The following is a 13,111-nucleotide window of genomic DNA, read 5'->3' on the forward strand; positions in this document are numbered from 1 at the left end:
GGGTCAGGCGCCGGGACCGTGGTCGGTCCCGGCGCCTGTCGCGACGGATCAGCGGGTGGTGGTCACCCGGTCGTCCTCGGTGTCCTTCTTGGCCGGCCACATCTTGGCCCCGAGGACGCCACCGAGCGCCGCCAGGATGATGGCCACGCCCATCACCAGGACGGCCCAGCTCGCGACCGACTGGGCGTTGTCCACGACCGGGGCGAGCTGTGCTGCGGGGGCGTTGCTGTTCTGCTGCAGCACACCGAGCTGGCCGATGGCGTCACCGACCGCGCCCAGGACCGCACCGCCGCCGAGCAGGCTGAGGACGAGGAACGTCGCCATGCCGAGCGCCCACACCAGGATGCCGTGCAGGATGCCGTCGCTCACCCCGCGCCAGATCGCCGAGGCCGCCGCGGTCAGCCCACCGAGGAAGAAGGCGCCCCACAGGATCGCCGTGCTGATCCAGTCGGCGTTGGAGCCGCCGGCACCCTCGATGTCCCACCAGCCGAGGGCGAAGGTGATCAGGTTGAACAGGACGAACGAGGAGATGGTCACGAGCAGGCCCGCCCACACCGGGCCCCAGCGGACCCGGTCACGCCGCGGCGGGGCCACCGACACGTGCGTCGGCTCCTCGCGCCGATCGACCTCGCCGACCGCCGGCTCGCGGACCACCGGCTCGGCGTGCACCTCGCGGGTCGCGCCGACGGTCGTCTCCCGCGTCGCGTCGCTGCCCGGGGTGGTGGCCCCGGAGGTGGTGGCATCCGTACGTGCACGACTCTCTGTCATGGCCTTTGTCCTCTCGTGCGTCGTCTGTGGTGGCGTGCACGCTCTGACATGCCCACTCACGATCACCCGCACCAGGCACGTCGGATCGTGACCGGATCGTCATCCGGTGGTGCGGGAGCCGGGACGGCACCCCGGTCCGGGCAGGTGTGGGCAGTCGATCATCGCGGTAGAACTGGTCCAGGTGGTCCCCGACCGGTGGCCACGACCTCGACGATCGGAGGAGCCATGGCGCTCGACGACGACGACATGACCAGCACAGAGGGACCGGCCGACGGCGGCGCCGAGGGCACGCCGGGCCAGCACGACGGTGGCGCTGACGGCGGTGCCGACGGTGGCGCCGACGGCGGTGCCGACGGTGGCGCCGACGGCGGTGCCGACGGTGGCGCCGACGGCGGTGCCGACGGTGGCGCCGAGGGCCCGGCCGACTCGGGTGCCGGCGGCGGCACGCCCGGCCAGCACGACGGCGGCGCGGACGGCTCGGCCTGACCGTGTCCGACCCTGAACTGCCGGGCCGGGCGCCGTCCTCCACCGAGGACGGCGCCCGGTCCTGGGCCGGGGGCACCACCCGCCCCGCACTGCGCCGCTGCATCCGGGTCGAGCCGGAGGTGTTCGCCGCCGAGCACTGGTCCCGCCGGCCCCTGCTCTCCACCGCCGCAGAGCTCGGCGGCACGTTCACCGATCTGCTCGACCTGCCCGCCGTCGACGAGCTGCTGAGCACCCGCGGCCTGCGCACGCCGTTCCTGCGCATCGCCAAGGACGGCGCTGTCGTGGACACCAAGCGCTTTACCAGCCCCCAGGGCGCCGGCGCGGAGGTGGCCGACCAGGTCTCCTCCGACGCGGTGCTGCGGCTGTTCGCCGACGGCAGCACCGTCGTCCTGCAGGGCCTGCACCGGCTGTGGCCGCCGCTGATCGAGTTCGCCGGTCAGCTCGCCGCCGACCTCGGGCACCCCACGCAGGTCAACGCCTACATCACCCCGCCGTCCTCGCGCGGGTTCTCCCCGCACTACGACGTGCACGACGTGTTCGTGCTGCAGGTCGCGGGCGAGAAGCACTGGACGATCCACGAGCCGGTGCTCACCGACCCGCTGCGCACCCACCCCTGGACCGACCGCGCCGCCGAGGTCGCCGCCGCCGCGCAGCGTCCCCCGGTGATCGACGCGGTGCTGCGTCCCGGCGATGCCCTCTACCTCCCCCGCGGCTACCTGCACTCGGCGGTCGCGCTCGGGGAGATCAGCGCGCACCTGACCGTCGGGGTGCACTCGGTGACCCGCTGGGGCGCCGTGGAGTCCGCCCTGGACCTGGTGCGCACCCTCGCCGCCGAGGACCCCGCGCTGCGCGGCTCGCTGCCGCTCGGCGTCGACCTGGCCGACCCCTCGGCCACCACCGAGGACGTCGCCGCGGTGCTCTCCGGACTGCAGCGCTGGCTCGGCGAGGTCGACCCCGCGGCCGTGGCCGACGCGCTGCGGGCCCGCACCTGGGCGCAGGTGCGGCCGGCCCCGGTGTCCCCGCTGGCCCAGTCCGGTGCGGTCGCCGCGCTGTCGGCCGACACCGTGCTCCAGGTGCGACCGCTGCTGCGCCTGCAGCTGCGCGACCCGGACGGCGGACGGGTGGCGCTGGTCGCCGGCCGCCGCACCCACGACCTGCCGGCCGACACCCACCCGGCCCTGGCCGCGCTGCTCGCCGCGGGCGAGCTGAAGGTCGGTGACCTGCCCGGGCTCGACGCTGCCGACCAGCTCACTCTGGCCCGTCGGCTGGTCACCGAGGCGATCGCGATCGTCCCGGACGCCCGCGCCGGGGCACCGACAGCCGACGCCGGGCACGATGGGGGCCGTGGCGACACCGGTGGGGCCTGAGCCGACCGGCCCGGTCCACCCCGACCCGGGGTCCCCTGCACCCCGGTCGACCCCGGCCGGCCGACTGGACCCGGCCCGCTGCTCGGTGCAGGCCCTGCTGCGCGGGGACTCCCCCGTCGCCACCGCACCACCGGCCCGACGCTGGCTGCTGGTCGAGCAGCCCGGCTCGTGGGGGCGGGACGCCCTGCTGGAGTCCCGGTTCGACCGGCGGGTCGCCTCCCGGCTGGCGGCCCGGGCCCGTGAACTGGGCATGCGGATCCAACTGGTCCGCCGGCCCGGGGAGCGGTCGACGGAGGGCGGTCGCCGCTGGGCGGTCGCGGACACGACCCCCGGCCGGGAGACCGTCCGCTGGTCGACCCGGGAGGACGACGCCGAGCTGCTCCAGCTGCCCTGGGACGGCTCGGTCGGCGAACCGACGCAGGTGCCGACCTACCTGGTCTGCACGCACGGCGCGCACGACGTCTGCTGTGCCGTCCGCGGCCGCCCGCTGGCCCGGGCGCTGCCCGCCGCCGGGGCGGCCGCCGACGTCTGGGAGACCAGCCACCTCGGCGGTGACCGGTTCGCCGCCAACGTCGTCGTCCTGCCCTGGGGGCTGGTCTACGGGCAGGTGCCCGGGGACGGCCGGGTGCTGCTCGATGCGCACGCCGCCGGCCAGGTGGCGCTGCCCTTCCTGCGCGGGCGGGCCGGACTGGCACCGGCCGCCCAGGCGGCGCAGCACCACGCCCGCGGGGAGCTCGGTCTGCTCGGGGTGGGCGACCTGCCGCCGCGGCGGGTGCGTGGGCTGCCGTCGCCCGCGCCCGGGATCGAGCGGTTCGAGGTGACCCTGGCCGGGCCGGACGGCGACGTCGTGGTCAGCGTGGAGAGCCGGCTGTCCGCGGAGTCGCACCGGCTGACCTGCGCCGCCCCGCAGCCGGGCCACTGGCGCACCTGGCACCCGCTGGCCCTGCACCCGGCCTGAGGCCCACGGCGCTCAGCCCAGCGCGCGGCCGCGGGCGGCCAGCAGCGGGATCGCCAGCTCCGCCGGGGTGAGCGAGCCGTGGTAGGCGGCCAGCATCGACCCGAACGGGTCCTGCTGGACGTCGGTGAACGCCCAGCTGCCCCGGGCCAGCGCGACGACGTCGCCGATCCGGTCGGCCAGCGCTGGGTCGACCGCACCGAAGACCCCGCTGTCGACCGCCTCCGCCCGGCTGACCACCCAGGCACGGTCCCCGAGCACCGCGCGCCAGGTGGCGAGCACGTCGTCGGCGGCCCCGGGCTCGGCGTGCACGTAGCGGGCCCGCGGTTCGCCGGCGAGCAGCCGCACGCCGTCGCTGAGCGCGGGCTCTGCCCCGATGTCGAGCCGGGTGGAGTCGGGGACGTCGACCATGCCGTGGTCGGCGGTCACCAGCAGCACGGCGTCCTCGGGCAGCCCTTCGACCAGCTGCTCGACCAGCCGGTCGACGATGCCGAGCTGGGCGCGCCAGCTGGGCGAGTCGACGCCGCGGACGTGCCCGGTGAGGTCGAGCTCGGCGGTGTAGCCGTAGACCAGGCTGCGCTCGCCGGTGCGCAGCGCCGCGTGCATCCCGGCGACCAGGTCGCCGGGGCTGAACGCGCTGGCGTAGTCGGCTCCGCGGTAGGCAGCGCGGGTGAGGCCGGAGTTGGCGAAGGCGTGCGGGGCGACGACGGTGCACGAGACGCCGGCGGCGGTGGCCTGCTCGAAGACGGTGGGCTGGGCCTGCCACTGCAGCGGGTCGGGGTCGTCGGCCCAGTGGACGTGGTTGAGCGTGCGACCCTCGCCGGGCACCTCGGTGACGAAGCCGAGCACCCCGTGGCTGCCCGGCGGCAGGCCGGTGCCCAGGCTGACCAGGCTGACCGGGGTGGTGCTCGGGCAGGGCGCGGACAGCGTGCCGGCGGGGCTGCCGAGTGCGTTGAGCACCGGGGCCTGGCCCGGGTGGGCGGCGACCAGCTCGGCACCCAGGCCGTCGACCAGCAGGACGGCGACCCGGCGGGCGCCGGCCACGGCGGGGGTCAGGTCGAGCGGGTCGACGGGGAGGTCGCCGCGGCGCACCGGGACGCCGAGGGCGGTGGCGGCGCCGGGCAGCACGTCGGCGAGGGTGGCGCTGCCGTAGGGCGGGAGCTGGAGGCCCTCGGGCAGGCTCATCCCGCGGGTCAGCCGGCGGTCGGGCGGGTGGCGAGGACGTGCAGGCCGGTGGCGACGTCCCGGTAGGGCGAGACGCCGGCCAGCGCCAGCTCCAGGGCGCGCAGCGCATCGGGGTCGGCCCCGGAGGAGGCGCCCAGCAGGTCGGCGACGACGGCGACGCCGTGCCACTCCCCCGGCTCCAGCCCGGCGCCGGTGAGCAGCGCGAGCAGCTCCGCGGGGTCGAACCGCCGGTGGGCGGGGGCACTGCGGGCGGGGGCCGGGTCGCGGTCGGCGAGCAGGGCGCGCGCCTCGACGGGGTGCCCGCTGATCGCCCGCCCGAGGACGGCGCCGGCCCGGTTGGCCACGGCGAGGGAGAGCTGCCCGCCGGGGCGGAGCGCACTGGCGAGCTGCTGCAGCGTGCTGGCCGGCTCGTCGACGACCTCGAGCACGAAGTGGCACAGCACCAGGTCGAAGAGGGCCCCGGACGGGAGGGCGGTGAGCATCCGGTCGCCGTCGCCCTGGACACCACGGACCCGGTCGCCCGCACCGACGGTGGCGGCCCGGCGGTGCAGGGTGGCCAGTGCGTCCGCGCTGGGGTCGACGACGGTGACCTGGTGGCCGAGGGCGGCGAGCGGGACGGCGAACATCCCGCTGCCGCCGCCGAGGTCGAGCACCTGCAGCGGGGAGCCGGCCGCGACCAGCGGGTCGAGCGCGGCCCAGATCGCCGCGGTTCGGGCCGGGGCCTGCGCGGCAGTGGCCGGGGAGGTCGTCACCCAGCCGAGCCTAGTGGCGGACCACCCGGCCCGGACCGGTGCCGCCGCAGCGCGCACGGTGCGCCGCCCCCTGCCGTGCGCCCGCACAGATCAGCGCAGCCGCTGGACGCAGCCTGGCTCCGGGGGGAGGGCGCCCACCCCGCTGGATCGCGGGTGGGCGCCCTCGGAGATCAGCTGCCGGTCTCGGTGACGCCGAACAGGAGCACGCGCCGTTCGACGTCGTAGTGGACCGTCTCGGTGTTGGTCAGCAGGTCCTGCAGGTTGTCCGCGTCGTCCGGGTCGAGGGTGAGGACCTCTTCCCAGGCGCCCTGGTCGAGCACGAGCTGCAACGTGTACGTGCCGGGCTTCCCCGGCTCCCCGGCCGTCCAGCTGAACTGGTAGTGGCTCAGCTGGCGGACCTTGATGGTGTTGTCGGTGACGGGCTGCGGGACCTCGGGCATGGGACTGCCTCTCGACGGTGGAGCCTGCCGGGCACTGCACCCGACCTGGGGGCTGTGCTACCCGGCCGGGGAGCCGCCACGCGCCACGGCGCGGTCCATCGGACGAACAGCCCGGGACCACGGCGTTACACGCCGGCGAGTCCGGCCGCGGCCCGCTCAGTGGCCCGAGCTCCCTGGGCTGGAGTGCCAGAGCTTGCGCGGCGGTGCTGCGGCCGCGCGGCGGGCTGCGGTCGCCATCGACTGATCCACCGTTGCCACCGCCCTTGGAGCGGCCGACGAGAGGTCAGCCAAAGACCAGCTCGACGGCAACGTCCTGCGCCGTGACCGCATCGCCCATGCTGGCGATGTGCAGGCGGCTAAGCGCCAGGCGACGGCCATCAGTCGTCCGTACCTCCAGCAAGGACGAGACGCCATCTTCATCGTCGACACAACCATCAGCGCGGGGCTCGACGCCCACATCCATCGATTCCGCTGCCGTAGTGAGGCCACTCCAGGCAGCGGGGGTTGAGCTGATCGGCAGATCTAGCGATCCATTCGGCCTAGCCTGCTTCCAACCTAGCGGAGGAACGCATTCGTGGTCCGTCTGCTCCGACTAGTCGAACACGCACGGCCAGCAGCCCTCGGGCTTTAGTCCGAAGGCTGCTAGGGCTGGAGTGCCACAGCTTCCGCGGCGATGCCGCCGCCTCCGCCGGGCGGCAGAGCTGGCATTGTCGCCAGCCGGCTGGATATCGGCGTAGGGCAACATCGGAGCCTGGTCGGCTGGATCACCGGACGGGACGTCGCGGCTTCGGCGATCACCTGCTCGGTGTACTCCCCCAACGCGGTTAGCAACTCGGCGACCGCCGTCGGATGGACATCGGGATGACCTCTGCTCGTAACAAGTCGCATGGGCACGGGCGAGGTCGACCTATGTATCGCTTACACACCACCATGAATTAAGTTAGTTCCACATCGGTTATCACAGCTTCAACTTCCCCCTGACAAAAAGACTCTCCCTGGTCGAGCGCCATACTGATCTTGAGGGCATTGACGCCGGTAACGGGAACTTCAAACATCTGCAGCTCATTGAACGGTATGGTGCGTGAATCTAGTACAGTGTTATTTCCAGTGACGGTGACGATCAGGTTTTGATCGGAGTCTAGAGAATCGTTCGATTGTCCAGCCGCAAAATTTAATGTCGTGAAGTTATTACCCAGTCGAAGCTCTAGGGTTGGCGCATTCAAGTCGAGGCAGGTGCTCACGTTAGCGGAGATACCGCTTACGCTCTTTTGATCTGCAACATCAAATCGATCCTCGGTCCAAGCTGCGCTCGGATTGAAGAAGTCGTCAAGAGTGATCGCCCCTTCAGCGCCAGCGCTTGACGGTATGCTGCTCGCGGTCATGGTCGCGGGCGAGCTTGCGCCTGTCTGCGCAGTTGTGGCGGGCGAGCTTGTGGGCGATGCGGTGATCGAGTTCGCTACCGAGCGGTGCGGTTGGGCTGAATCAAAAACCGTTCGCGACACTTGAACAAGCGGCACAAGTGCTCCAGTCAAAGCGACCGCCAAGACGGTCATCGCCAGAACCAGAGTTTGACCACGCCGTGGCGGGTTAGCGCTTCGTCGACGCTCCGCGTCTCTCTTGCCTAGTTTTAGAATGATGAGCGTAATGCCGGCAGCAAAGCCGGAAACTATCAATATCGCCCAAACCGCCCGCCCCCCTCCAAGAGACATGAATATGCTGGCCAGCGCAGCCAGCAGGCTAACCAGAACCGCTGCGACGGCGAAGCGCTCTTTGTTGTTAGTGGGCGTATTGTTATTAGACATTTAGTTTGGCTCCTGCGGCAACGGCCATTAGGAGAATTAGGATTCCGACAACGTTCGCCGGTACTATAAAACGCCAATCTTTCAATTTTCCGTTGGGGGTATAACAGAACATCCTGACAGCAAAAGGGATTGCACTGTACCCAAGAAATAGACTTAGAATAGCTAAACTAATCTGACCTATCGTAACACTTCTGTTGTTCGCGATAGCGAGAAGCACAAAGGCCACGAGAGTTATGCTTGCAGTGACAATCCAATCGATCCACCAGACTGCGTCATCAAGGTTCAGTCCGTGGCGCTTCCCTGGGGGCGGCTGGCGAGATATGAGCTTCAGCCAGAGTTGCAGAAGCGCGGTAGCCGTCGCGATACAGAGAGTGGCCGCTACCGAGTTCAACTTCGCCGCCCTCACATCAGCTGGAAGTTCCGGGAGGCGACAAAAACACCAACTCCGTGTCGGCAAGTCACCGCCTCGGTGAGACTACAAGCTTACGTAGATCGTTTGCTCTAGACGCGGGGTAGATGTCAAACGCTGCTCTCATGTCCCCTCAGTGGCCGGAGCTGCCGGGGCTGGAGTGCCAGAGCTTGCGCGGCGGTGCCGCTGCCGCGCGGCGGGCTGCGGTCGCGGCGTCCTCGCCGGCCGGCTTGATGTCGGCGTAGGGCGACATCCGGAACCCGGTCGGGTGCACCAGCACCGGCCGCACCACCACCGGCCGGGACGCCCGCGACGCCGCCGCCCCGGCGATCGCCTGCTCGGTGTACTCCCCCGGCGCGGCCATCAGCTCGGCGACCGCCTCCAGCCCGCCGGTCTCCCAGGCCTCGTGCAGCGCGGGCAGCTCCCAGGCCCCGGTGGCCCGCATCGAGACCCCGCGCGGCCCGGTGCGCCGCATCACCCCGCGGACCACCAGCAGCCAGGAGTGGAAGACCGTGGCGGCGTAGGGCCCCTGCACGTCCTCGAAGAAGGTCGCGTCCGCGCAGCCGGTGCCGTCGTCCAGGGTCACGAACACCACCCGGCGGCCGGACCGGATCGGCGGGGTCTGGGTGGCCACCTTCACCCCGGCCACCAGCACCTCCGCCCCACTACGGCACTGCAGCAGCTCCGCCGCGGGCACTGCACCGAGGGCAGCCAGGAACGGCCGGTAGAACTCGATGACGTGCCGGCTGGCGTCCAGCCCCAGCACCTCCAGCTCGGCCCGCACCCGCTCGGCGTCGGTGAACTCCGGCAGCCCGGAGGCGATGAACTCCGGCTGACCGCCGGCGTCCTCCGCGGGGGTCTCGACGTCGAACAGCCCGGGCTCGGTCTCGCCGGACGCCTCGGCGCCGAACAGGTCCAGCCCCAGCTGGCCGGTGCCGGCCGCCTTCGCGCCGCTGCGGCTCCAGCGGTCCAGCTCCCCGATCTGCAGCAGCAGGTCGCGGCGGGTCAGCTGCTCACGCCGCCGCGCCGGCCGGCCGCCCTCGCTGTCGCGCACCCCGAACCCGTAGACGGAGTCGAAGCCGCCGGCCAGCACCAGCCGCTCCACCACCGGCCGGGACACCCGGGCCCGGTTCCAGAAGTCGGTCAGCGACCGGTAGGGCTGCCCGGCCTGGATCCGGGTGACCTCCGCGGCGTCGATCCCCTTGACGTCGGCCAGCGACAGCCGGATGCCGTACCGCCCCGGGTCGGGCATCGCCGCCGGCATCCACGCCGGCCGGGGACGCAGCCGGTCACCGTCGTCCGCCCCGTCATCCGCTCCCCCGTCGACCCGCTCGACCCGGTAGGTGCCGGCCGAGGCGTTGACGTCCAGGCCGAGCACCTGCACCCCGAAGTTGCGGGCGTCGTCGAGGATCAGCCGCTTGGGGTACATCCCGGGGTCGTGGGTGAGCACCCCGGCCAGGAAGGCCGCGGTGTGGTGGGTCTTCAGCCAGGCCGACTGGTAGGTCGGCAACGCGAACGCCGCGGCGTGGGCCTTGCAGAAGCCGAAGGAGCCGAAGGCGACCAGCACCTCCCACACCTGCTCGACCACCGCGACGTCGAAGCCCTCCGCCAGTGCCCGCGGCGCGAACCAGGCCTTGACCTCCGGGTGGGCGTCCTTCTCCCCCAGTGCCCGGCGCACCTCGTCGGCCTCGGCCAGGTCGCAGCCGGTCATCACCGACACGATCTGCAGCACCTGCTCGTGGAAGACCACCACCCCGGCGGTCTGCTCCAGCGCCGGGACCAGCGCCGGGTGCAGGTAGACCGGGTCACGCCAGCCGTTCCGGGCCATCAGGAACGGGGTGACCATGTCGCTCTTCACCGGCCCCGGACGGAACAGCGAGATGTCGACGATGAGGTCCTCGAAGGTCTGCGGACCGAACTTGCCGACCAGCTCCCGCTGCCCCGGTGACTCGATCTGGAACATGCCCAGGGTGCGGGTGCTGCGGATCAGCTCGAACGTCGTCGGGTCGTCGCGCGGGACGGCGTCGATCTCGACCTGCTGCCCGTCGACCCGGGCCACCTCGTCCATCGCGTGCGCGATCGCCGACTGCATCCGGATGCCGAGCAGGTCCAGCTTGAGCAGCCCCAGCTCCTCGACGTCGTCCTTGTCGAACTGGCTCATCGGGTAGCCCAGGTAGCTGCTCTCCACCGGCGTGCGGTCGAGCAGGGTGGCGTCGGAGAGCAGCACGCCGCACGGGTGCAGGGCGATGTGCCGGGGCAGCCCGTCGAGCCGGGCGACCAGGTCGAAGAGCAGGTCCAGATCGCCCGAGCCACCGCTCCGTCGCGACCCGAGCCGGCTGGCCCGCAGCTCCGGGAGGTCGCGCAGCGCCGCGTGCACCTGGTTGGCCCGGATGTGCGGGAACGCCTTGGCCACCGCGTCGATCTCCGCCGGCGGCAGCCCCAGGGCGGCGCCGACGTCACGGACCGCGTGCCGCACCCGGTAGGTGTCCATCATCGAGATGCAGCTGACCCGGGAGGCGCCGAAGCGCTCGATCACCGCGTCGTAGACCTCCATCCGGCGGGCGGACTCCACGTCGATGTCGATGTCGGGCAGCTGGTGCCGCAACGGGGAGAGGAACCGCTCCATCAGCAGCCCGTACCGGATCGGGTCGACGTCGGAGATGCCCAGCAGGTAGGTGACCAGGCTGCCGGCGCCCGAGCCGCGGGCCGCGGCGCGGATCCGCAGCTCCTTGATCAGGGTGACCACGTCGGCGACGGTGAGGAAGTAGGAGGGGTAGCCGAGGGAGTCGATGACCGCCAGCTCCTCCTCCAGCCGCTCGCGCACCACGGCCGACGGCGTCATCCCGCGCCGGCCGAACCCGGCCTCGCAGCGGGCCCGCAGCACCGCCGACGGGCCCATCCCGCGCTCGGCCGCGCTGGTGACCACGTCGAGCTCGGGGTAGCGCACGGTGCCGATGCCCAGGTCGGCCCGGACGTCGACCGCGCACTGCTCGGCGACCCGGGCGGTGGTCTCCAGCAGGTGCAGTGCCGCGTCCCGGTCGGGTCCGGCCAGCTCCTCGGCGAGCAGCGCCATCTCCTTGCCCGACTTCAAGTACCCCTCGGCGGTGCGCCGGTCGACGTGCCGCTGGCCCAGCGGCACCAGCCGGCGGGCGGCGTCCAGCACGTCGGCGGTCGGGGCGTCGAGGGCGTCGACGTGACGGACCGCGTTGGTCAGCACCGCCGGCACCCCGGCCTCGGCGGCCAGCCGCAGCATCGCCTGGGCGCGGGACCGGTCGCCCTGGCCGCGGTGGTGCACGATCTCGAGCACGAGCTGGCCGGGCCCGAACACCGATCGCCAGGTGGCCAGCCGGGCGTGCGCCAGGTCGGCCCGCCCGGCGGCCAGCGCCCGGCCGACCGAGGACCCCGGCCCCAGCACCGCCAGCAGCCCGGCCGAGTGCGCCCCGGCCAGCGTCAGGGAGCTGACCGGCTCGCCGCGGGTGCCACCGAGGTGGGTGGCGCTGGTCAGCCGGCACAGCGAGCGCCAGCCCGCGCCGTCGCGGGCGAGGAAGGTGACCCGGGGCAGCCGCGGGTCGACACTGGCCCCACCGCGCGCCGGTGCCCGCCGGCCGGCGGGGTGGGCGGCCCGGTGCCGGGCCGCGGCGGTGATCCGCCCGGGGGTCTGGTCACCCGGCTCGCCGCCGGCGACCGGGTCGACGGCGAGGTCGACGCCGAACAGCGGCCGGATGCCCGCCGACCGGCAGGCCAGCGCGAACTTGACCGCGCCGTACAGGCCGTCGCGGTCGGTCAGGGCCAGGGCCCCCATGCCGTGCTCGGCCGCGCGGGCGACCAGGTCGGCCGGGTGGTTGGCGCCGTGCCGCATCGAGTACCCCGACGCGACGTGCAGGTGGACGAAGGGGTCGCTCACGAGGCGGTGTCGGAGACGCGGTCGGAGCCGGAGCCGGGGTGGCCCGGGCCACGCCGGCGCGAGCCGGGGTCGACCGCCCGCAGGCGCGCGGGCGGCGGCGGTACCGGGCGGCTGATCGTGGTCTCGACGACGCCGAGGAACGTGCCGACGTCCCGGACGAGGTCGTCGGCCTCCCGTTCGGTGACCGCGTGCGAGAGCCCCGCCTCGGCGGCGGCGCGCTTGGCCGCCCCGGCGGCGAAGAACGCCGCCCACTCCCCCAGCTCGGGGGCGACCTGGCCGATCAGCACCCAGGCGCTGCGCGGCCGGCGACGCCCGGCCTCGGGCTGGGTGCGGGCGGCCAGCACGGCCGCCGCGGCGCGCAGGGCGGCCAGGTGTGCGGTCGCGTACCGCCAGGCCGCGTCGGGGCTGCTGGCGGCCTCGGCCAGCCCACGATGGGCCTGACCGAGCAGCTGGGCGGCGGCCGCGGGCAGCGGCGGGAGCAACGGGAGCTGCCCGTCGGCGGCGGCCGGGAGGGCCCGGGCGGCGCCCATCAGTCGTGCACCCGGACGAGCAGCCACTGGTTGCCCGTCGGCTCCCAGGACAGGTCGAAGACCCCGGCGAAGCTCATCCGGGACCGGCCTGCACGGACCGCCTCGACCCGCCAGACCTGCCGGGTGGCGACCAGCTCGGCCGACGCCCCACCCCGGCCGGCGGCATCGGTCTGCCACCACGGCGCGGTCTCCACCCACGAGTCGAGCAGCTCCCCCACCACGTACCGGGTCTGCCCTCGCCAGAACTCGGCCGGCCCCGACGGCCCCTGCTCGACCTGCACCTCTTCACCGACCCGGCCACCGGCCCCGGCGAGCACTCGGCTCATGTCAGACTCCGCAACTCTCCGCCCCTCCCGACTGCCCCGCCCTCCGGCCCGGCGGGGAAGCGCACGTCGGGGAGGACGTGACGGCCCGGGCCGGCGAACGAGTCGCCGGTGTTCGAACAGGTGTTCGAACAGCGATGAGTAGACCGGACCGGCCGGGGGCGGTCAAGCCGAACAGGCGTGTCGGCAT

12 protein-coding genes are annotated in these 13,111 nt (G+C 73.0%); 3 read left to right on the forward strand and 9 right to left on the reverse strand.

Annotated features, from left to right (window positions below; translation table 11 throughout):
- Positions 1-48: 48 nt before the first annotated feature.
- Entirely contained in the window at positions 49-768 is a 720-nt protein-coding gene (locus tag O2W15_RS16135) for a permease (RefSeq protein ID WP_269180111.1), read from the reverse strand.
- Between the two features lie 225 nt (positions 769-993).
- On the opposite strand from O2W15_RS16135, the gene O2W15_RS16140 reads away from it, so the two are divergent.
- Genes O2W15_RS16140 through O2W15_RS16150 form a run of 3 tightly spaced genes read left to right on the forward strand, consistent with a single transcriptional unit; the run spans position 994 to position 3,579 of the window.
- Positions 994-1,254, forward strand: a complete 261-nt coding sequence (locus tag O2W15_RS16140; protein WP_269156984.1) for a BatC protein — start codon at positions 994-996, stop codon at positions 1,252-1,254.
- Positions 1,255-1,256: 2 nt separating this feature from the next.
- Positions 1,257-2,621, forward strand: a complete 1,365-nt coding sequence (locus tag O2W15_RS16145; RefSeq protein ID WP_269180112.1) for a cupin domain-containing protein — start codon at positions 1,257-1,259, stop codon at positions 2,619-2,621.
- A complete protein-coding gene (locus O2W15_RS16150) occupies positions 2,590-3,579 on the forward strand; it encodes a sucrase ferredoxin (RefSeq protein ID WP_442928866.1) in 990 nt (329 codons plus the stop codon). Before O2W15_RS16145 ends, O2W15_RS16150 begins: the two co-directional genes overlap by 32 nt.
- 12 nt (positions 3,580-3,591) lie before the next feature.
- Here O2W15_RS16150 and O2W15_RS16155 read toward each other — a convergent pair whose 3' ends face one another.
- The 8 genes from O2W15_RS16155 to O2W15_RS16190 all read right to left on the reverse strand — a co-directional run bounded on the left by O2W15_RS16155 (position 3,592) and on the right by O2W15_RS16190 (position 12,924).
- Positions 3,592-4,761: an alkaline phosphatase family protein gene (locus tag O2W15_RS16155; RefSeq protein ID WP_269180114.1), complete on the reverse strand. Its 1,170-nt coding sequence runs from the start codon at positions 4,759-4,761 to the stop codon at positions 3,592-3,594.
- An 8-nt stretch (positions 4,762-4,769) separates the two neighbouring features.
- Positions 4,770-5,513, reverse strand: a complete 744-nt coding sequence (locus tag O2W15_RS16160) for a class I SAM-dependent methyltransferase (RefSeq protein ID WP_269162173.1) — start codon at positions 5,511-5,513, stop codon at positions 4,770-4,772.
- 170 nt (positions 5,514-5,683) lie between these two features.
- Positions 5,684-5,953 carry a hypothetical protein gene (locus O2W15_RS16165; RefSeq protein ID WP_164700432.1) on the reverse strand — a complete coding sequence of 90 codons (270 nt, stop codon included), beginning with the start codon at positions 5,951-5,953 and terminating at the stop codon, positions 5,684-5,686.
- Positions 5,954-6,236: 283 nt separating this feature from the next.
- Complete coding sequence (locus tag O2W15_RS16170) at positions 6,237-6,416, reverse strand: hypothetical protein (RefSeq protein ID WP_269180115.1); 180 nt, start codon at positions 6,414-6,416, stop codon at positions 6,237-6,239.
- Between the two features lie 472 nt (positions 6,417-6,888).
- Complete coding sequence (locus O2W15_RS16175; RefSeq protein WP_269180116.1) at positions 6,889-7,755, reverse strand: hypothetical protein; 867 nt, start codon at positions 7,753-7,755, stop codon at positions 6,889-6,891.
- A 542-nt stretch (positions 7,756-8,297) separates the two neighbouring features.
- Positions 8,298-12,068 (reverse strand): DNA polymerase III subunit alpha, encoded by a 3,771-nt coding sequence (locus O2W15_RS16180; protein WP_269180117.1) that lies wholly within the window; start codon positions 12,066-12,068, stop codon positions 8,298-8,300.
- On the reverse strand, positions 12,065-12,598 hold the full coding sequence (locus O2W15_RS16185) for an SAV_6107 family HEPN domain-containing protein (protein ID WP_269162171.1): 534 nt from the start codon (positions 12,596-12,598) through the stop codon (positions 12,065-12,067). Before O2W15_RS16185 ends, O2W15_RS16180 begins: the two co-directional genes overlap by 4 nt.
- Positions 12,598-12,924, reverse strand: coding sequence for a DUF6504 family protein (locus O2W15_RS16190; protein WP_036336939.1), 327 nt, complete (start codon positions 12,922-12,924; stop codon positions 12,598-12,600). Before O2W15_RS16190 ends, O2W15_RS16185 begins: the two co-directional genes overlap by 1 nt.
- Between the last annotated feature and the right edge of the window lie 187 nt (positions 12,925-13,111).

It is taken from the genome of Modestobacter sp. VKM Ac-2979 (genome assembly GCF_026967995.1).
Taxonomy (GTDB): domain Bacteria; phylum Actinomycetota; class Actinomycetes; order Mycobacteriales; family Geodermatophilaceae; genus Modestobacter.

Excerpts from the sequence above, each read along its gene's own strand:
- O2W15_RS16165 (WP_164700432.1), bottom strand. The coding sequence starts at position 5,953 with ATGCCCGAGGTCCCGCAGCCCGTCACCGACAACACCATCAAGGTCCGC.
- O2W15_RS16190 (WP_036336939.1), bottom strand. The coding sequence starts at position 12,924 with ATGAGCCGAGTGCTCGCCGGGGCCGGTGGCCGGGTCGGTGAAGAGGTG.
- O2W15_RS16185 (WP_269162171.1), bottom strand. The coding sequence starts at position 12,598 with ATGGGCGCCGCCCGGGCCCTCCCGGCCGCCGCCGACGGGCAGCTCCCG.
- O2W15_RS16175 (WP_269180116.1), bottom strand. The coding sequence starts at position 7,755 with ATGTCTAATAACAATACGCCCACTAACAACAAAGAGCGCTTCGCCGTC.
- O2W15_RS16155 (WP_269180114.1), bottom strand. The coding sequence starts at position 4,761 with ATGAGCCTGCCCGAGGGCCTCCAGCTCCCGCCCTACGGCAGCGCCACC.
- O2W15_RS16150 (WP_442928866.1), top strand. The coding sequence starts at position 2,590 with ATGGGGGCCGTGGCGACACCGGTGGGGCCTGAGCCGACCGGCCCGGTC.
- O2W15_RS16170 (WP_269180115.1), bottom strand. The coding sequence starts at position 6,416 with ATGGATGTGGGCGTCGAGCCCCGCGCTGATGGTTGTGTCGACGATGAA.
- O2W15_RS16135 (WP_269180111.1), bottom strand. The coding sequence starts at position 768 with ATGACAGAGAGTCGTGCACGTACGGATGCCACCACCTCCGGGGCCACC.
- O2W15_RS16140 (WP_269156984.1), top strand. The coding sequence starts at position 994 with ATGGCGCTCGACGACGACGACATGACCAGCACAGAGGGACCGGCCGAC.